This is a genomic window from Mycobacterium kansasii ATCC 12478, from assembly GCF_000157895.3.
In the GTDB taxonomy this organism is placed as follows: domain Bacteria; phylum Actinomycetota; class Actinomycetes; order Mycobacteriales; family Mycobacteriaceae; genus Mycobacterium; species Mycobacterium kansasii.
Map to the genome: position 1 here is coordinate 3,953,575 of NC_022663.1, position 17,771 is coordinate 3,971,345.

The following is a 17,771-nucleotide window of genomic DNA, read 5'->3' on the forward strand; positions in this document are numbered from 1 at the left end:
GCCAAGCATCATGATGCCCATGGAGGCGCGCGTCAAGATGCTGGCTACCGGCCCTCGGTAAAGCTGCGCAATGCCGCTACCTGCAGCGGATCCAGTGAGGGGCGCACGGTTTCGCGGGCCGCCGCCAGGTCGGCGGCGGTGACGTCGGCGGCATCGATCGAACGCCGCATCGCGGTCAGCGCGGCCTCCCGCAGCAGGGCCACGCAGTCGGCGGCGCTGTACCCGTCGAGCCCGGCGGCCACCTCGTCCAGGTCGACGTCCGCGGCGAGCGGGACCGACTTGCCGGCGGTGCGCAGAATTTCGCGGCGCGCCGCCGCGTCGGGGGGTTCCACGAACACCAGGCGCTCCAGCCGCCCCGGGCGCAGCAGGGCCGGGTCGACGAGGTCGGGCCGGTTGGTGGCACCCAGCACGACGACGTCGCGCAGCGGGTTGATGCCGTCGAGCTCGGTCAGCAGCGCCGCCACCACCCGGTCGCTGACCCCGGAATCGAAGCTTTGGCCCCGCCGGGGTGCCAGCGCGTCGACCTCGTCGAGAAACACCAGGGACGGCGCGGAGTCGCGGGCGCGCCGAAACAACTCGCGCACCGCCTTTTCCGACGAGCCCACCCATTTGTCCATCAGCTCGGAGCCCTTGACCGCGTGCACGCTCAGCTGCCCGGTACTGGCCAGCGCACGCACCACGAACGTCTTGCCGCACCCGGGCGGGCCGTAGAGCAACACCCCGCGGGGCGGGTCGACACCCAACCGGGCGAAGGTGTCCGGGTGCTGCAACGGCCACAACACCGACTCGGTCAGCGCCTGCTTGGCCTCCGCCATGTCGCCGACGTCGTCGAGCGTGATGCTGCCGACGGCCACCTCTTCGCTGGCCGAGCGCGACAGCGGCCGGATGACGCTCAGCGCCCCGACGAGGTCGTCCTGGTTCAGTTTCGGTGACTGACCGTCCGCGCTGGCCCGCGAGGCCGCCCGCAGTGCCGCCTCACGCAGCAGCGCCGCCAAATCGGCAACGACGAAACCCGGTGTGCGGCTGGCAATTTCGTCGAGATCAAGGTCACCGGCGGGGACGTGCTTGAGCAGCGCTTCCAGCAACGCCCTTCGGGTGCCGGCGTCGGGCAGTGGCAGGCCGAGTTCTCGGTCCAGCAGCTCGGGCGCGCGCAGCCGGGCATCGATCTGGTCGGGCCTGGCGGTGGTGGCGATCACGGCCACGCCGTCGGTGGCCACCGCGGTGCGCAACTCGGCCAGGATCAGCGAGGCCACCGGTTCGGCGGTTGCCGGCAGCAAGGCGTCGACGTCGATGATCAGCAGCACCCCGCCGCCGTCACGCACCGCCGTGACTGCCTGCACGGCAGCGGTGACAGCCTCGAGCCGGTCTTCGGCAGCCAGCGCGCCGATCTCCGGGCCGTCCAGCTCCACCAGCCTGCGGCCGGCACATACCGCGCGCACCAGCGTCACCTTGCCGACGCCGGCCGGACCCGACACCAGCACCCCCAGGTTGGCGCCCGCCCCCAAGGTCTTGAGCAGGTGGGGTTCGTCGAGGGCAAGCTTGAGCCATTCGGTGAGCTTGGCCGCCTGCGGCTGGGTGCCCTTGAGCTCCTCGACCTGGATCTCCGGGGTGGCGATGCTGGCCTTCTCCGCGGCCGTCGACGCCCGGTAGGGTACACCGGCGCCCCAGGTGACCAGGGAGTTCGGCTGCACGCTGACCGGTCCTTCGGGATCGACGCCGGTCACCGTCAACAGCTCCGAGGTCCAGCTGATCCCGACCGACGCTGCCAACGCCCGGGTTGCCGCCGACGTCGAGGTGCCGGGACCCAGGTCGCGGGGCAGCAGCGACACGGCGTCGCCGACGGTGAGCACCTTGCCGAGCAGCGCCTGGCGCAGGGTGAGCGGCGAAATCGACTGAGAGGCCAGCGTCGAGCCGCTCAACGTCACCGTCCGTGCGCCGTAGACGGTGACCGCGTTGACGAGCACCGCGGTGCCCTCCCGTACGCCCGCGTTGGACAGGGTGACGTCGTCCAGCAGGATGGTGCCGACCGGGACCTGCGGACCGGCCATGCCCGCCACCGCCGCGGTCGTCCGGGACCCGGTCAGCGACACCGCATCCCACTCCCGGATGCCCAGGGCGGCAATGGCGCTGGGGTGCAACCGCACCACACCGCGGCGCGAGTCGACGGCCGAGGTGTTCAGCCGGGCGGTCAGCGTCAGTTGCGGGGCCCCGAGGGGGCGAGTCCGGACCGGATCACCGGGACGCGTCACAACCGCCCGCCCGGCTTACGCAGCCCCAGCCGCGCCATCGACCGCCGGTGCGGCTGTGCTCGGCGGATCGCGCGCCGGGCGGCACGTCGTTGCTTGGGCTTTTCGCCCCACACCTCGGGATGTTCGGCAAGCCAGCGTTTGCTGCGCACCGCGAACGGGATGTGGCACACGTAGGAGATGATGATGACCCAGATCAGGATGTAGGGCGCCAGGACCGCGGCGGCCGCCACGATCGCCAGCACCGCCAGCAGCGGGGCGGCCAGGTTGGGCGGCACCGCGACGGTGTGAATCTTCTTCATCGGAATCGCGCTGACCATCAGCAGCGATGTGCCCGTGATCCAGAAGGCCAGGAAATACACCGACGTCCACCAGCCCTCGCCGAACTGCAGTTTGAGGCCGATCAGACCGATCATGGACACCGCGCCCGCCGGCGCGGGCATCCCGACGAAGAATTCCTTCGCGTAGGGGGGCAAGGTGCCGTCGTCTAGCTGAGCGTTGTAGCGCGCCAGCCGTAACACGACGCACACGGCGTACAGCAGCACCACCATCCAGCCGACCGGCCACTTCGACAGCATCGTCACGTACACCACCAGGGCGGGTGTCACGCCGAAGTTGACGGCATCGGCCAGCGAGTCGATTTCGGCGCCCATCCGCGACTGGACGTCCAGGATCCGGGCCACCCGGCCGTCCAGGGCGTCGAGGATGGCGGCCACGGCGATCAGCGCCATCGCGGGTATCGGCTTGTGGTCGAGGGCAAACTTGATCGAGGTCAAGCCCGCGCAGATGGACAGCACCGTCATCGCGCTGGGCAACAGATGCAGGTTCACCCCACGTCTGATCCGAGGCTTGGTGGTCATGGCAGTTCGGCCAGTACAGTCTCGCCGGCGATCGCCCGCTGGCCCACTCTGACCACGGGTTCCGCGCCGGGCGGCAGGTAGGTGTCCAACCGCGAGCCGAACCGGATCAGGCCGTAGGTGTCACCGATCGACAGCTTGTCCCCGACATGTGCGTCGCACACGATGCGGCGTGCCACCAGCCCGGCGATCTGGACGGCGACCACCTCGGCGCCGCCGGGCGTACGGATCCGCACACTGGTGCGTTCGTTGTCGACGCTGGCCGAGGGTAGGTCGGCGGATCCGAAGCGACCGGGCCGGTGTTGCACGGCGACCACCTCGCCGCTCACCGGCGACCGCTGCACGTGGGCGTCGAAAATCGACAAGAAGATGCTGACCCGGGGCCGGGGTTCGGCGCCCATGCTGAGTTCGGCGGGCGGGGCCGCGGAGTCGATCACGCAGATGACGCCGTCGGCCGGCGCGACGATGGCGCCGGGCCTGGTGGGTGGCACCCGGGGAGGGTGCCGGAAAAACCCCGCACACGCGCCCGCGGCCAGCAGGCCGGCCCGGCGCAGCCACCGGCGGTTGTGCCCGACGGCAGCGGTGGCCAGCCCAGCCGCGATGAACGGGAAGCCAGCGGGGTGGACCGGTGGAACCGTGGAGCGCACCAGGGCTAGCAAGTGCTGGGGGCCGTCGGGGCGGGGGCGTCGTGCCACGCGGTTATCTTACGGAGAGTCGCGGCCACTGGTGAGCGCATGTCGAATGGTGTGCTCGGGGTGTAAGTCCCCGCCGGCACCGGCAGGGAAGCTGCCGCTGCCGCCGGCCCGCCGATGCCGCTCCGAGCCGGTGGACACCACCAACACCCGCCGGCGCGGAACCACGCTCAGCTCAGCCAATCCCAGTGCCGCGACCAAACCCAAGGCCGCCGACGCCACCCGCTGACCCGCATGCAACACCGGGGCACCTGCGGCGACATCTTCACCGGCGCGCCGTGCCCGGCGCCAGCGCCACGTCGTCGGTACGGCCGGCGGGAATGTCTTCGGCGACCGGCAACAGCACCGGGTGCTGCCGCAACGGGGTGTCCCCGACGTGGGCGTCGCACAAGAAAAATGCTGACGCGCGATAGCGCAATTGCAGGGGCGCCCACGCTCAGCTCGGAGATCCGGCGGGCTCCATGCGCGAAGACGGCGCAGCGGTGCTCCGGCTGAACGGGCTGTCCTACTACCCGTTGGTCCCGTCTTGCCGTCCAATAGACCGCCGGCGCCGCCGGTGCCGCCGCTGCCGCCGGCGCCGGTCAGCCCGCCCGCGGCGCCAAACCTGCCGCCGGACCCGCCGGCGGCGCCGTTGCCGCCCCCGCCGCCGACGCCGAGCAACCCGTCGACTGAGATCAGGACAGATCCCAGACCTCGACCTCGGTTCCGGCGAACACCTCCACGACGTCCTCCGGTATGTCCAGCAGCGCGTTGGCCGAGGCCAGCCAGCGCAAATGGTGCGATGCCGGCGGCCCGTAACTGGTGACCTGCCCGCTGCCGGCATCCAGCACCGCCCGCCGGAACTGCCGTTTGCCGCGCGGCGAGGTCACCGATTCGGTGAGCATCGCGGTCCGTCGCGGCCGGAACGGGTCGGGCAGGCCCATGGCGTTGCGCAACGCCGGGCGGATGAACACTTCGAAGGACACGAGCGCGCTGACCGGGTTGCCGGGCAGCGTGACGATCGGCGTGCCCGCCACCCGCCCGACGCCCTGCGGCATTCCCGGCTGCATCGCCACCTTGACGAACTCCACGCCCTGGTCGCCGTCACGGCCGAAGGCGTCCTTGACCACCTCGTAAGCTCCGGCGCTGACACCGCCGCTGGTGATGATCAGATCGGCATCGCCGGCGCAGCGCTCGATGATCTCGGCGAACTGCGCGACGTCGTCGCCGGCGGTTTCGGTGGCCGCCACGACGGCTCCCGCGTCGCGGACCGCGGCGGCCAGCATGATCGAGTTCGACTCATAGATCTGCCCCGGTTGCAGCGGGCTGCCCGGCGGCACCAGCTCCGACCCGGTGGAAACCACCAGCACCCGCTGGCGCGGGATCACGGTCAGCTCGGCCAGGCCCAGTGCCGCGGCCAAACCCAGCGCGGCCGGCGTCACCGGTTGGCCGGCGTGCAGCACGGTGGTGCCGGCGGCGACGTCTTCACCGGCCCGCCGGATGTGCTTACCGGGCGCGGCGGGTTGCCGGATCCCTACCGTCTGCACGCCGCCGTCGGTGGCTTCGACCGGCACGACGGCCGTGGCGCCGGACGGCATCGGCGCGCCGGTCATAATGCGGTGCGCGGTGCCGCGTGCCAGCCGCAATTCGTCGGTGCGCCCGGCGGGGATGTCCTCGGCCACCGGCAGCAGCACCGGATGCTCGTCCGTCGCGCTCGCGGTGTCCTCGGAGCGAACGGCGTACCCGTCCATCGCCGAGTTGTCGAACACCGGCAGCGACAGCCGCGCGACCACGTCGCCGGCCAGGACCAAGCCCTGGGCCTCGCTCAGCGCGACCGTGGCCGCCGCTCGCGGCTGGACCATCCCGGTAACGACCCGCTGGTGTTCTTCAACTGAGCGCACCCGGCCATTATGGTCCGCTACACCGGAAAGCGGACGCCGGTGAGTTCCTCGGAGACCGCCCACAGCCGGCGTTGCAGCTCTTCGTCATGGGACGCCGGGCTGGACTGCACCAGCTTCGGGTGGCCACGTTGCTCGAGGAAACCGTCGGGGCCGTAGTACTGCCCACCCGCCACCGACGGATCGGTGGCGGCCCGCAACGTCGGCAACGCACCCATCTCCGCGCTTTGGAACAGCACCGGGCCGAGGATGTTCGACAGCGGCCGCACAATCCGTGGCAGGTGGCGGGCCAATTCGGTGTTGGAGCCGCCCGGGTGGGCGGCCACGGCGATGGTGGCGGCGTCCGGATCTGCCGCCAGGCGGCGCTGCAGCTCGTAGGTGAACAGCAGGTTGGCCAGTTTGGACTGGCCGTAGGCGGCGATCCGGTCGTACCCGCGTTCCCACTGCAGGTCGTCGAAGTGGATGGCGGCGCGAATCCGGTGGCCCAGGCTGCTGACCGTCACGACCCGCGAACCGCGCACCGGCAGCAGCCGGTCGAGCAGCAGGCCGGTCAGCGCGAAGTGACCGAGGTGGTTGGTGCCGAACTGCATCTCGAAGCCGTCCTTGGTGGTCTGCTTCGGTGTCCACATCACCCCGGCGTTGTTGATCAGCAGGTCGATGCGGGGGTAAGTCGAGCGCAGCGCTTCGGCGGCGGCGCGCACCGAATCCAGCGAGCTCAGGTCGAGTTCCTGCAGCGTGATGTCGGCTTGTGGTTTGGCTGCGACGATGCGGGCCAGGGCGGAGTTGCCCTTCTCGGGGCTGCGCACCGCCAGCACCACGTGCGCGCCGCGGAATGCCAGCACCGCAGCGGTGTGGTAGCCGAGGCCGGTGTTGGCGCCCGTGACGACGACCACGCGGCCGCTCTGGTCGGGAATGTCGGCCCGCGACCACTTGCGGTTCTCAGTGGCGTTCTTCGAGACGTCAGAGGTCATGGGGCCCAAAGATACTCACGCCGACGGCGCCCATCGCGACGCGTCGCCACCTGGGTAAAGTTGAGAACGTGATTACCGGGTTGGCTCACACCGGAGTGTGCGTACCGGACTGCGCTGCCGCAGTCGCGTTCTATCGGGACGTATTAGGCCTGGAAGTGCTCTCGCCGCCGTTCGTCATGGCCGGTAACGCCATTCGCGACGACATGGGTGAGCTGGTGTCCGACCCGACGATGAAGGCGGCCATCGTGGGATTCGGGGGTGACGGCGACCGAGTCCTCGAGGTCATCGAATACCTCAACGTCGACGGTTGCGGTCAACGGGCCGCAGCGGCGCTGAGCGATCACGGCCTGACGCACGTCGGGTTGATCTGCGACGACCTCGACGCCACCCGCGCCGAGCTGGAAAGCAAAGGGGTGCGTTTCCTGGTCGACGGCATCGCGGAGGTGGCGCGGGTGCGCACCACCTGGTTCGCCGACCCGTGGGGCGTGGTGTTCATCCTCGTGGAGAAAAGCCGGCCGGAACGACCCTATTTCGCGCAATGGGACTGAAGCCGCGGGTCGCGGTGATCGGAGCCGGAGCCGGCGGTATCGCGATGGGCATCCAGCTCGCCGACGGCGGTTACGACTTCACCATCTTCGAACGCGCCGACGGCTTCGGTGGCACCTGGCGGCACAACACGTTCCCCGGAGCCGCCTGTGATGTGCCCTCACACCTGTACTCCTATTCGTTCGCGCCCAACCCGCGCTGGAGCAAGACGTATGCCAACCAGCCGGAGATCCTGGCGTATCTGGAGAAGGTCGCCGCCGAGCACCGGCTCACCGGCCACCTGCAGCCCGGCACCGCGGTCACCACGGCCCGGTGGTCGGATAGCCGGCGGCGCTGGACGCTGCACACCGACGGCGGCCGCCAGCATGAATTCGACGTCGTGGTCAGTGCCGTCGGGATGCTCGACGTGCCCAACATTCCCGACATCCCGGGCGCCCGGCGGTTTCGCGGTCGGCAGTTCCATTCGGCGCGCTGGGACCACGGTAAGTCGACGGCGGGGGAGCGGGTGGCGTCCATCGGCACCGGCGCCAGCGCAATCCAATACGTTCCGGCGATCGCCCCGCAGACCGCGCATCTGACGGTGTTCCAGCGGACCCCGATCTGGATTTCGCCGCGATTCGACATCCCGTTCACCGCCGAGCAGCAGGACCTGTTCGAGCGCGACCCCGCTGCCGCCCGGCAGTTGCGCGACGAGGCCTTCGATTCCTACGAGTCGTCCAGCTTCGACGTCGATGCGGCGCAGACCCGGGAGGCGACCGAACTGGCCCGCAGCTACCTGCTGCGCAAGGTGGCCGACCCCGAGCTGCGCGCCAAGCTGACGCCGGATTACCCGGTCGGCTGTAAGCGGCCACTGATGTCGCGCGACTGGTACCCGACGTTTTCGCTGCCGAACGTCAGCCTGGAAACGACCGCCATCGCCGAGCTGACAGACTACGGCGTGCGCACCGTGGATGGCGTCGAGCATCGCGTCGACACCGTCATCTACGGCACCGGGTTCAAGGCCGCCGACTACCTGGCCAGCATCGACGTGTACGGGACCGGCCGCCGCCGGCTCCGCGAGGACTGGCGCGACGGCGCGGAGGCGTATCTGGGCACGCTGGTCACCGGATATCCGAATTTCTACATGCTGTATGGCCCCAACACCAACGGGGTCAACTCGATCATCTACATCCACGAGGCACAGACGACGTTCGTCCGTCACGTCCTCGACGTGATGGTTGGTCGGGGCGCGCGCACCGTCGAGGTGACGCCCGACGCACAGCGCCGCTACAACGACGAGATCCAGGCCGCCATGGAGGGCAAGGTGTGGCTCGCCTGTACGAACTACTTCCGTCATCCCAGCGGAAAGGTCGTCACCCAGCTGCCCTACAGCGGGCGGACGTTCTTCGAGCGCACCCGGGCCTTGGTGCCCGGCGACTACTGGATCCAATAGTTGTCGTGACCGATGAAGAACTCGCGGCGTTGCTCGTCGGTCATGTCGGCCAGGCCGGGCAGCCCTTCGAAATAGCCTTCGCGGGGTGCACCCGGGGTGAACAGGATCAGGATCGACGCCGGCTCTTGAGACTCGTTGCGGAAGCCGTGAACGCCGCCGGGCGGTACATAGAGGTAGTCGCCGGCGGACGCGTCGACCCAGTCCCGTCCGTCGTGCATGCGCATCGATCCCGACAGCACGAAGAACGACTCCGACATCGTCTTGTGGAAATGCGGACCGGGGCCACCGCCGGCGGGCGCGATGTCAACCCGGTAGAGGCCGAAATCGCCGTCAGTGGACTCCTTGGTGGCCAGGTAGCGGTAGGTGGTGCCGCCGAACGCGAGATCGGGCGGTACGTCGGAGCGCGTGAGCCGGGCACTGACTTCCCCATTGTCGCCGGTGTACCGCGGCGGGGGATACGAGGGCAGTACGAGCGACATATCGCTAGCTTGCCCGCGCCGAGTCGTCGAGCGTAACGCCACGGCGAAAATCTGCCCGGGAATTCGCCGTGGCGTTCCATTCATGGCGGGACGCGCCGCGCATCGATCACCGACCCGTTCCTTGCACTCGGCAGGGGCGAGTGCTAAGAATGACGTTGGCACTCTCCACCGGCGAGTGCTAGGTCGGGACGGTGAGGTCCAGCACGCGCTGTGATCGTCCGTCGCGGGCACTGCGCCCGGCCAGCGTAAGTAACGGGGTTGTCGTCACCCGGCGGCCCCAGTTTCATTCCCAATCCGGAGGAATCACTTCGCAATGGCCAAGACAATTGCGTACGACGAAGAGGCCCGTCGCGGCCTCGAGCGGGGCCTGAATGCCCTCGCCGACGCGGTAAAGGTGACGTTGGGACCCAAGGGCCGCAACGTCGTCCTGGAGAAGAAGTGGGGCGCCCCCACGATCACCAACGATGGGGTTTCCATCGCCAAGGAGATCGAACTGGAGGACCCGTACGAGAAGATCGGCGCCGAGCTGGTCAAGGAAGTCGCCAAGAAGACCGACGACGTCGCTGGCGACGGCACCACCACGGCCACCGTGCTTGCGCAGGCGCTGGTCAAAGAGGGCCTGCGCAACGTCGCGGCCGGCGCCAACCCGCTGGGCCTCAAGCGCGGCATCGAGAAGGCCGTCGAGAAGGTCACCGAGACGCTGCTCAAGGGCGCCAAGGAGGTCGAGACCAAGGAGCAGATCGCGGCGACCGCGGCCATCTCCGCCGGCGACCAGTCGATCGGCGACCTGATCGCCGAGGCGATGGACAAGGTCGGCAACGAGGGTGTCATCACCGTCGAGGAGTCCAACACCTTCGGCCTGCAACTCGAGCTCACCGAGGGCATGCGGTTCGACAAGGGTTACATCTCCGGCTACTTCGTCACCGACGCCGAGCGTCAGGAAGCGGTTCTGGAGGACCCCTACATCCTGCTGGTCAGCTCGAAGGTATCGACGGTCAAGGACCTGCTGCCGCTGCTGGAGAAGGTCATCCAGGCCGGCAAGCCGCTGCTGATCATCGCCGAGGACGTCGAGGGCGAGGCGCTGTCCACCCTGGTCGTCAACAAGATCCGCGGCACCTTCAAGTCGGTGGCGGTCAAGGCGCCCGGCTTCGGTGACCGCCGCAAGGCGATGCTGCAGGACATGGCGATCCTCACCGGTGGTCAGGTGATCAGCGAGGAGGTCGGCCTCACCCTGGAGAACGCCGACCTGAGCCTGCTCGGTAAGGCTCGCAAGGTCGTCGTCACCAAGGACGAGACCACCATCGTCGAGGGCGCCGGCGACAGCGACGCCATTGCCGGGCGGGTGGCGCAGATCCGCGCCGAGATCGAGAACAGCGACTCCGACTACGACCGCGAGAAGTTGCAGGAGCGTCTGGCCAAGCTGGCCGGCGGTGTTGCGGTGATCAAGGCCGGTGCCGCCACCGAGGTGGAGCTCAAGGAGCGCAAGCACCGCATCGAGGACGCGGTGCGCAACGCCAAGGCGGCCGTCGAGGAGGGCATCGTCGCCGGCGGCGGTGTGACGCTGCTGCAGGCCGCGCCCACGCTGGACGAGCTCAAGCTCGATGGCGACGAGGCCACCGGGGCCAACATCGTCAAAGTGGCGCTGGAGGCTCCGCTCAAGCAGATCGCGTTCAACTCGGGTCTGGAGCCCGGCGTGGTCGCGGAGAAGGTGCGTAACCTGCCCGCGGGGCACGGCCTCAACGCCGCGACCGGCGTGTACGAGGACCTGCTCAAGGCCGGCGTTGCCGACCCGGTCAAGGTGACCCGTTCGGCGCTGCAAAACGCGGCGTCCATCGCGGGGCTGTTCCTGACCACCGAGGCCGTGGTCGCCGACAAGCCGGAGAAGGAAAAGGCTGCCATGCCCGGTGGCGGCGACATGGGAGGCATGGACTTCTAGTCCGCCCTACACGAAAGAGCCCGGTCCCTGTCATGGGGCCGGGCTTTTTCGCGCGCCGAGACTGCGTACACGGCCATAGGACCGCGGCAACATAGACGCTCACCGCAGTTTCGACGCAATGGCCGCAGTCTGGACGCGCGCGCAAGGCACGCTACGGCGCCGAGAACACCACGCAGTCGTGGCGGCATCCCTTGGCCGCCGCGGGGGAGTCGGGGTCGGCCTCGCGGTGCAGCAGCGCGCGGGTGGGCACGACCCCCAAACGGACGGTCTCCTCACCGGCTCCTGCTACTTCGGCGCTGCCGTCAACAATCAGCGAATAGCCGCCCGGCTCACGCGGGGGCCACAGCAGCGTCACGTCGCGGCGCTGCGCCAGGTTCTTGCGGGTCCCTCCGCCGATCAGCCCCACGTCGAGGACTGCCCCGCGAAGTACCGGCTCGACGGTCACGGTGTGCGCGCGGTAGTCGTCATCGACGGTGATCAGGTAGGCGAATGGATAGTCGGCCAAGGCGGCGGCCAGCCGAGTGAGGTCTACCTTTTTGGCGCCCATGCAGTCGAGGATAGGCGCCGGTACGGACGGGCCGACGTGCGCTGCCGATGCTAGTCGGGGCTAGTCCGAGCGAACCGGCAGTTTGATGCCGGTGCCGGGGTCGGCCGGTTCGCGGCTGGGGTAGAAGGTCGACTTGGGGATGCCCGACCCGGGAAGGACCGGAGCGCCGCTGACCGGCTCGCGAACAGTGGTGTTGCGCAAACCGGGATCGTTGTTGCCCGAGTTGTAGAAACTGGTGTACCCGCTGCCCGCGCCGCGCGGTCCGGCATTGGCCGGGGAGCCGGTGCCGGCATTGGCGTTGCCGGTGTTCGCGCTGGAGTCGACTCCGGCAGGAGGGGTGATCGGCGTAGCGGCCGGGGGCGTGGCCGGGGCCGGGTTGAGCGCGTTTGCCAGACCCGGGTGCAGGGCGCCTGTCTGACCGAGGGCCGAGCTGAGGATGCTCGAGCTCAAGGTTGCCGTGCCACCGGTTGCATAGCTCGCGGAATTGGCCAACCCCGCGTCCAAGCCGGCCGAGCCCGGCAGGTTGTTTTGCATCACCGACGGCCACAGGCCCGCGCTCATGCCGCCGACGTTGCCGAAGCCGGTGTTGATGTTTCCCGAGTTCCCAAGCCCGTTATTGAGCAGGCCTGAGTTGCCGATTCCCAGGTTTCCGTTGCCGGAGTTGAAGAAGCCGACGTTGCCGGTGCCGGAGTTGCCGAAGCCGATGTTGCCGCTGCCGGAATTGAGGCCGCCGAAACCGAATTTGTTATTGCCGGTCAGCCCAACACCGACGTCATGATTGCCGGTGCTGCCGATGCCGAGGTTGCTGTTGCCCAGGTTGCCCATGCCGACGTTGTTGTTGCCGGTGTTGCCGCCGCCGATGTTGCTGCTGCCGGTGTTGCCGATGCCCAGGTTGCCGCTGCCGGTGTTGCCGATACCGATGTTTCCGCTGCCGGTGTTGCCGAAGCCGAGGTTGATCGCGCCGTTCTTGCCGATGTCGATGCCGAGGTTGCGCAGCACCTGTTGCCAGGGCGCCAACAGCGAGGCGGCCGCGGAGGCGTCGGCGTGGTATGTCGCCATCGCAACCACATCCATCGCCCACATCTGCTCATAGGCGGCCTCGATGTCCATGATGGCCGGGGTGTTGAACCCCAACCAGTTCGTGGCCGCCAGTACCTGCATCAGGCCACGGTTGGCCGCGACTACTGCGGGCTGCACCGTGGCCGCCAGCGCCGCCTCGAAAGCCGTCGCCGTGGCCGCGGCCTGAGCCGCGACTTGCTCGGCCTGGGTTGCGGCCGCGCTGAGCCACGCCATGTATTGGGTCGCGACGGCCATCATCGCCGCCGACGACGGACCCAGCCAAGAGCCGTTGGTCAGCTCGGCGACCACCGAGCTGAACGACGACATCGACGACGCCAATTCCTCGGCCAGGCCGCTCCAGGCCCCGGCCGCGGCAAGGAGCGGTCCCGCGCCGGGACCGGCGAACATCAGTGCCGAATTGATCTCTGGCGGCAACCACGCGAAATGCGGGTTTGTCACCAGCCCAAACTACCCGTCCGAGCCCCTCGAGGTGGCCATATCGGCGCAGGAAAACTCCATATCCCATACCCCGTGCACAGGAACCCCCTAAGTGCTCAGGCGGGGACCGGAGCGGACCGCCGTCCGCGGACCAGCTTGCCGGGTCGCGCGGCGGTGGGCACCCCGTTCTCGGCGATCACCTCGCCCGAGACGACGGTTGCGACGTAGCCCTCGGCGGTCTGGTCCAGGCGCCGTCCGCCGGCCGGCAGGTCGTATCGGATGACCGGCTTGTGCAGCCGCAGCGCGTCGTGGTCGATGACATTGAGGTCGGCCTTGTAGCCGACGGCGATGCGTCCGCGGTCGGCCAGCCCGGCCACCCGGGCCGGTACCGAGGTGAGTTCGCGCACGGCCTCGGCCACCGTGAACCGCCCGGACGCCCGGTCGCGCGCCCAGTGCGCCAAGAAGTACGTCGAGTAGCTGGCGTCGCAGATCATGCCGTAATGGGCGCCGCCGTCGCCGAGGCCGAGCACCACGTCGTCGCGGTGCAGCAGTTTGCCGACGGTGTCCAGCGAGTTGTTCTCCAGGTTGCTCGTGGCGACCAGCAGCATGGCGCGACCGTCGTCGTCGAGCAGCCGGTCGTATGCCTCCTCCATCGGGTTCACCCCCCGGGCCCGGGCGCGGGCCCCGATGCTGCCCGACGGGTCCGGCTCGTAATCGGGGTTGTCGCCCAGCGGGAAGATCCAGTCCCAGGCCTGGGCCACATACAGGATCGGATGCCCCACGCCGGGCTTGTCGGCCAGGATGCGGGCGCGGACGTCGGGTTTGCGCATCTCGGCTACCCGCTCGGCCAGCGGCAGGTGCATGATCTCGCGGTAGCTCGGGTACAGCACGAACGGGTTGGCGGACAGTTGCAGCCCGATGATCAGCCCGATCGGGCGGGGCAGCAGCTGCGCGGTGATGTCTCCACCAGCCCCGTTGGCCTTCTCGATCATCGTGATGGCGTCGGGCCACGTCGGGTCACCCACGTTGGCGACCACCAGGGTGAAGGTCACCGGCAGCCCGACATCCTCGGCGACGTCGAACACCATCTGCAATACCGGCTGATAGCCGCCGGCCGGAATGTCGGGCACGAACTGCAGCAGCCCGCCGCCGCCGTCCACCACACCCCGCGCGATCTCCTCGATCTCCTCCCGCGCGGCGTCATAGCTGGGAATCGGTGACCCGCTCTCGGTCTTGTGGATGGTCAGCCGCGACGACGCAAACCCCAGCGCGCCGGCCTCGATCGCCTCCTTGGCCAGCGCCCGCATCGCGGCCAGGTCTTGCGGGGTGGCCGGTTCGCGGTCGGCGCCGCGCTGGCCCATCACGTAAACCCGCAACGGAGAATGCGGCAGGTAGACGGCCACATCGATATCACGCCTGCCCGCCTCGAGCGCGTTCAGGTAGTCGGGAAACGTTTCCCAGGTCCACGGCAGGCCGTCGGTCATGACCACGCCGGGAATGTCCTCCACGCCGGCCATCACGTCGACAAGCACGTCGTGGTCCTCCTGGCGGCAGGGCGCGAAGCCGACCCCGCAGTTGCCCATCACCACCGTGGTCACTCCGTGCGCCGACGACGGTGTCAGCCGGTCGGACCAGATGGCCTGGCCGTCGTAGTGGGTATGCAGGTCGACGAAACCCGGGGTGACCAGCAGACCGGTCGCGTCGATCTCTCTCTTGGCGGTGCCGCCGTTGACAACACCAACACCCTTGATGACGCCGTCTCGCACCGCGACGTCGCCGACGTACGGCTCGCCGCCGAGCCCGTCGACGATGGTGCCGTTGCGGATGAGCAGGTCGTAGGTCATCTAATTAATCTACGACCGCGACGGCGGGTGGTGCCATGGCCGTCTCCGCCCGTAAGGTCGCCGGTATGGCCAGCCCCGATGCCAACCATGCCAACCATGCCCCGGCCCGGGAGCTGCTGCGCGACGCGTTCACCCGGTTGATCGAACACGCCGACGACCTCACCGACGGCCTCGCCGACGAAGTCGCCAACTACCGGCCTACCCCCGAGGCCAACAGCATTGCGTGGCTGCTCTGGCACAGCGCCCGCGTCCAGGACGTTCAGGTGGCGCACATCGCCGGCGTGGAGCAGGTGTGGACCCGCGACGGCTGGGTCGACCGCTTCGGTCTGGACCTGCCCCGCGACGACACCGGCTACGGGCACAGCGCCGCCGAGGTGGGCAAGGTACGCGCGCCGGCCGACCTGCTGTCTGGTTACTACCACGCGGTCCACCAGCTCACCCTGGAGTACGTGGCCGCAGTGACCGCAGCTGAGCTGTCGCGCGTGGTCGACACCAACTGGGACCCACCCGTGACCGCCAGCATGCGCTTGGTCAGCATCATCGACGACTGCGCGCAACATCTGGGCCAGGCCGCCTACCTACGCGGGATCGTGCCGCAGGCGCAGTAGCTGCCCAGTAGGTTTCAAAGCGTGCGATTCGTTGCGACGGTGGTGTTCTGGCTGGCCACCACGGTCGCGCTGGCGGTAGCGGTGCCGGCGGCGTGGGCGCAGACCACGATCATCGACGAGGACGGCTACGCCGAGCTGGCCCGGACCGCCGCGGCCGATCCCGTTCTGCAGTCCGCCATGGCGGCCGAACTGACCACCCGCGCAACCGCGCTCATCGCCGAGCGCAGGGGGTCGAGCTATCCGAGCTATCCGGTCGACAGCTCGACCGTGCACGCTGCCGCGGCCGCTTTCACCGCCGGCCCGGCGTTTCCGCCGCTGTTCGCCCGGGCGAACCGGGTCGCGCACGGCTGGTTGTTCGGCGAGCCGCGGTCCGGCGGCACCGGTGACCACTGGGTGGTCGATCTGGCCCCGATGCTGAACGACAGCTCGATGCAGCAGGTATTGAGCGGCTACCACGTCACGGTGCCGGCGACGCTGGAGGTTCCGCTGACGGTGTCGCCGCCTCAGCCGGTGCACCAGGGACAGCTGCGGCGGCTGGCGGTGTGGGGGCCGTGGATCAGTGTCGGCGCCGCGGCCTCGAGTGCGAGCTGCGCGTTGCTGATGCTGCTCACCGCGCGTCGCCGGGGCAAGGCGCTGGCCAGCCTTGGGGTGTCGGCGCTGCTCGTCGGCGGCGCCGGCTGGGCCGGAATCGAAATCGGCAGCCACTATGTCGACGACGCGCTCGACCGGACCGCCGGCGATATCCGGCGGATGGCCGACGTCATGGTTGGTACCGCGGAGAGCAGCCTGCACCTCTGGTTGAACCTGACGCTGGTCGCCGGTGTGGCACTGGTGGTGCTCGGCGTGCTGGCCGCGGTGCTGGGCAGCCTGTGGAAGTGACCGGGACTTCGTGTTTAACACCGGCATCGCAGCCGTGGCGGCAATCTCGGTGAACCCGGGGCTCACCGCAGCGGCAGCTCGGCCAAGATCGCGCCGGTCGGTTGCGTGGAACCGGTGCCGGGTTCGACGGTGAACGCCAGCGCGGTCGAGTTCCCGAGGTTGGTCAGCGTGGCCTTCGTCGACGGCGCCACCGCCGCCGGGCCCATGGTCCCCGCCGAGGTCGGGCCGTTGGCGCCCAACAGCCACATCTGGTACACGGTGCCCGGAGACGGTGGTGGCACGTTGTTCATCACCAGCACGCCGGCGTTGCGGTCGTGGGAGAACATCACCGTGGCGGTCCCGTTGCCCAACGGGCGCGAGACGGTCTGTACATCCGGTGCGCCCAGCACCTGCTCGGCGACCGTGGTGGGTGGCGATGGCCGCAGCACGGTGCCCAGGCCGAACGCGCCCAATCCCACCACCACAGCGGCTGCGGACGCGAAAACAGCTGTGCGCCAACGTGACTGGCGGCGGCCGGTGGCTGGATTGACGCTGCCCAGGACGGCCGTGCGCAGACGTTCCGGCGGTTCGGTGGCCGTCGTCGCCGACACTATCGCCATGGTCTCGCGAACCGCGCGAACTTCTTCGTTGAAGGCGGCCGTCACCGCCGAGGGTGCAGCGGCGACCATGCGCTCGATGTCGACTCGTTCCTCGTCGGACATCGCGTGCAGGGCATACGGGATCGCCAGCTCCAGCAGTCCGAAATCGGTCGGCTCGGTCATGACATACCCAGGCAGTTCCGCAAACCACGCAGTGCGTCACGCATGCGCGATTTGATCGTCGACAGGTTGGTGGCCAGCCGGTGCGACACCTCGGCGTACGTCAGGCCGCCGTAGTAGGCCATTTCGATGCACTCCCGCTGCGCGTCGGTCAGCCCGCCCAGGCATGCGGCGACCCGGCGCCGTTCGTCACCGGCGATCGCGGAGTCGGCGACGACGTCGCTCGCCGGGTCGATGTTGGCCACGCCGTAGCGTGACTCCCGCTGGCTGCCGGCTTGCTCGGCTCGTACCCGGTCGATGGCGCGTCGGTGTGCCATGGTCAGCAACCAGGCCAGCGGCGAGCCTTTGACGGCGTCGTACTCCGATGCCGTGCGCCACACCTCGAGGTAGATCTCCTGGGTGGTTTCCTCGCTGTAGCCCGGATCCCGCAACACCCGCGCCACCAGTCCGTACACCCGGCTTTTGGTCTGGTCGTAGAAGGTTGCGAACGCATCGGAGTCGCCCCGTGCGATCTGGTGCAACAGGGCGCTGAGGTCACTGCTCAGCCGTGGCGGTCCCGTCATCGACGGTAGCCTATCGTCAGACAGCACCGAAATCGCCAA

General features: G+C 69.0%; 16 protein-coding genes and 1 pseudogene. 5 read left to right on the forward strand and 12 right to left on the reverse strand.

Going from position 1 to position 17,771, the window contains the following annotated elements:
* Positions 1-44 precede the first annotated feature (44 nt).
* The 6 genes and pseudogenes from MKAN_RS17205 to MKAN_RS17230 form a co-directional block, all read right to left on the reverse strand.
* The gene (locus MKAN_RS17205; RefSeq protein ID WP_023370290.1) at positions 45-2,249 is read right to left on the reverse strand and encodes an AAA family ATPase; all 2,205 of its coding nucleotides are present in this window, start codon (positions 2,247-2,249) and stop codon (positions 45-47) included.
* A complete protein-coding gene (gene pssA, locus MKAN_RS17210; RefSeq protein WP_023370292.1) occupies positions 2,246-3,106 on the reverse strand; it encodes a CDP-diacylglycerol--serine O-phosphatidyltransferase in 861 nt (286 codons plus the stop codon). The genes MKAN_RS17205 and pssA overlap by 4 nt, the downstream gene beginning before the upstream one ends.
* Positions 3,103-3,798, reverse strand: coding sequence for a phosphatidylserine decarboxylase (locus MKAN_RS17215; RefSeq protein ID WP_023370294.1), 696 nt, complete (start codon positions 3,796-3,798; stop codon positions 3,103-3,105). The genes pssA and MKAN_RS17215 overlap by 4 nt, the downstream gene beginning before the upstream one ends.
* Positions 3,799-3,918: 120 nt before the next feature.
* Positions 3,919-4,168, reverse strand: a pseudogene (locus tag MKAN_RS29790) (molybdopterin molybdotransferase MoeA); the annotation flags it as partial.
* A 301-nt stretch (positions 4,169-4,469) separates the two neighbouring features.
* Entirely contained in the window at positions 4,470-5,675 is a 1,206-nt protein-coding gene (moeA, locus tag MKAN_RS17225; protein ID WP_023370300.1) for a molybdopterin molybdotransferase MoeA, read from the reverse strand.
* A gap of 17 nt (positions 5,676-5,692) precedes the next feature.
* Positions 5,693-6,643 carry an SDR family NAD(P)-dependent oxidoreductase gene (locus tag MKAN_RS17230; protein WP_023370302.1) on the reverse strand — a complete coding sequence of 317 codons (951 nt, stop codon included), beginning with the start codon at positions 6,641-6,643 and terminating at the stop codon, positions 5,693-5,695.
* Positions 6,644-6,711: 68 nt separating this feature from the next.
* On the opposite strand from MKAN_RS17230, the gene MKAN_RS17235 reads away from it, so the two are divergent.
* Positions 6,712-7,191, forward strand: coding sequence for a VOC family protein (locus MKAN_RS17235; protein WP_023370304.1), 480 nt, complete (start codon positions 6,712-6,714; stop codon positions 7,189-7,191).
* Positions 7,182-8,621, forward strand: coding sequence for a flavin-containing monooxygenase (locus MKAN_RS17240; RefSeq protein ID WP_023370306.1), 1,440 nt, complete (start codon positions 7,182-7,184; stop codon positions 8,619-8,621). Before MKAN_RS17235 ends, MKAN_RS17240 begins: the two co-directional genes overlap by 10 nt.
* On the opposite strand, the gene MKAN_RS17245 is transcribed toward MKAN_RS17240, so the two are convergent.
* Positions 8,606-9,100 (reverse strand): cupin domain-containing protein, encoded by a 495-nt coding sequence (locus MKAN_RS17245; RefSeq protein ID WP_023370308.1) that lies wholly within the window; start codon positions 9,098-9,100, stop codon positions 8,606-8,608. The genes MKAN_RS17240 and MKAN_RS17245 overlap by 16 nt on opposite strands.
* Before the next feature lie 313 nt (positions 9,101-9,413).
* On the opposite strand from MKAN_RS17245, the gene groL reads away from it, so the two are divergent.
* Positions 9,414-11,036, forward strand: a complete 1,623-nt coding sequence (groL, locus tag MKAN_RS17250) for a chaperonin GroEL (protein WP_023370310.1) — start codon at positions 9,414-9,416, stop codon at positions 11,034-11,036.
* 151 nt (positions 11,037-11,187) lie between these two features.
* Here groL and MKAN_RS17255 read toward each other — a convergent pair whose 3' ends face one another.
* The 3 genes from MKAN_RS17255 to MKAN_RS17265 form a co-directional block, all read right to left on the reverse strand.
* Complete coding sequence (locus tag MKAN_RS17255) at positions 11,188-11,583, reverse strand: hypothetical protein (protein ID WP_023370312.1); 396 nt, start codon at positions 11,581-11,583, stop codon at positions 11,188-11,190.
* A gap of 60 nt (positions 11,584-11,643) precedes the next feature.
* A complete protein-coding gene (locus MKAN_RS17260) occupies positions 11,644-13,101 on the reverse strand; it encodes a PPE family protein (protein ID WP_023370314.1) in 1,458 nt (485 codons plus the stop codon).
* 95 nt (positions 13,102-13,196) lie between these two features.
* Positions 13,197-14,924, reverse strand: a complete 1,728-nt coding sequence (locus MKAN_RS17265; RefSeq protein ID WP_023370316.1) for an N-acyl-D-amino-acid deacylase family protein — start codon at positions 14,922-14,924, stop codon at positions 13,197-13,199.
* A gap of 65 nt (positions 14,925-14,989) precedes the next feature.
* Here MKAN_RS17265 and MKAN_RS17270 point away from each other — a divergent pair, with 65 nt between their 5' ends.
* Together MKAN_RS17270 and MKAN_RS17275 are read left to right on the forward strand one after the other, a co-directional pair.
* Positions 14,990-15,532, forward strand: coding sequence for a mycothiol transferase (locus MKAN_RS17270; RefSeq protein ID WP_036444070.1), 543 nt, complete (start codon positions 14,990-14,992; stop codon positions 15,530-15,532).
* Positions 15,533-15,553: 21 nt separating this feature from the next.
* Positions 15,554-16,411, forward strand: coding sequence for a hypothetical protein (locus MKAN_RS17275; RefSeq protein WP_023370320.1), 858 nt, complete (start codon positions 15,554-15,556; stop codon positions 16,409-16,411).
* Between the two features lie 62 nt (positions 16,412-16,473).
* On the opposite strand, the gene MKAN_RS17280 is transcribed toward MKAN_RS17275, so the two are convergent.
* Both MKAN_RS17280 and MKAN_RS17285 read right to left on the reverse strand, forming a co-directional pair.
* Positions 16,474-17,172 (reverse strand): anti-sigma factor, encoded by a 699-nt coding sequence (locus tag MKAN_RS17280; RefSeq protein WP_023370322.1) that lies wholly within the window; start codon positions 17,170-17,172, stop codon positions 16,474-16,476.
* Positions 17,169-17,732 (reverse strand): sigma-70 family RNA polymerase sigma factor, encoded by a 564-nt coding sequence (locus tag MKAN_RS17285; protein WP_036394777.1) that lies wholly within the window; start codon positions 17,730-17,732, stop codon positions 17,169-17,171. The genes MKAN_RS17280 and MKAN_RS17285 overlap by 4 nt, the downstream gene beginning before the upstream one ends.
* Positions 17,733-17,771 lie beyond the last annotated feature (39 nt).

Excerpts from the sequence above, each read along its gene's own strand:
- pssA (WP_023370292.1), bottom strand. The coding sequence starts at position 3,106 with ATGACCACCAAGCCTCGGATCAGACGTGGGGTGAACCTGCATCTGTTG.
- MKAN_RS17230 (WP_023370302.1), bottom strand. The coding sequence starts at position 6,643 with ATGACCTCTGACGTCTCGAAGAACGCCACTGAGAACCGCAAGTGGTCG.
- MKAN_RS17240 (WP_023370306.1), top strand. The coding sequence starts at position 7,182 with ATGGGACTGAAGCCGCGGGTCGCGGTGATCGGAGCCGGAGCCGGCGGT.
- MKAN_RS17245 (WP_023370308.1), bottom strand. The coding sequence starts at position 9,100 with ATGTCGCTCGTACTGCCCTCGTATCCCCCGCCGCGGTACACCGGCGAC.
- groL (WP_023370310.1), top strand. The coding sequence starts at position 9,414 with ATGGCCAAGACAATTGCGTACGACGAAGAGGCCCGTCGCGGCCTCGAG.
- MKAN_RS17255 (WP_023370312.1), bottom strand. The coding sequence starts at position 11,583 with ATGGGCGCCAAAAAGGTAGACCTCACTCGGCTGGCCGCCGCCTTGGCC.
- MKAN_RS17265 (WP_023370316.1), bottom strand. The coding sequence starts at position 14,924 with ATGACCTACGACCTGCTCATCCGCAACGGCACCATCGTCGACGGGCTC.
- MKAN_RS17270 (WP_036444070.1), top strand. The coding sequence starts at position 14,990 with ATGGCCAGCCCCGATGCCAACCATGCCAACCATGCCCCGGCCCGGGAG.
- MKAN_RS17280 (WP_023370322.1), bottom strand. The coding sequence starts at position 17,172 with ATGACCGAGCCGACCGATTTCGGACTGCTGGAGCTGGCGATCCCGTAT.
- MKAN_RS17285 (WP_036394777.1), bottom strand. The coding sequence starts at position 17,732 with ATGACGGGACCGCCACGGCTGAGCAGTGACCTCAGCGCCCTGTTGCAC.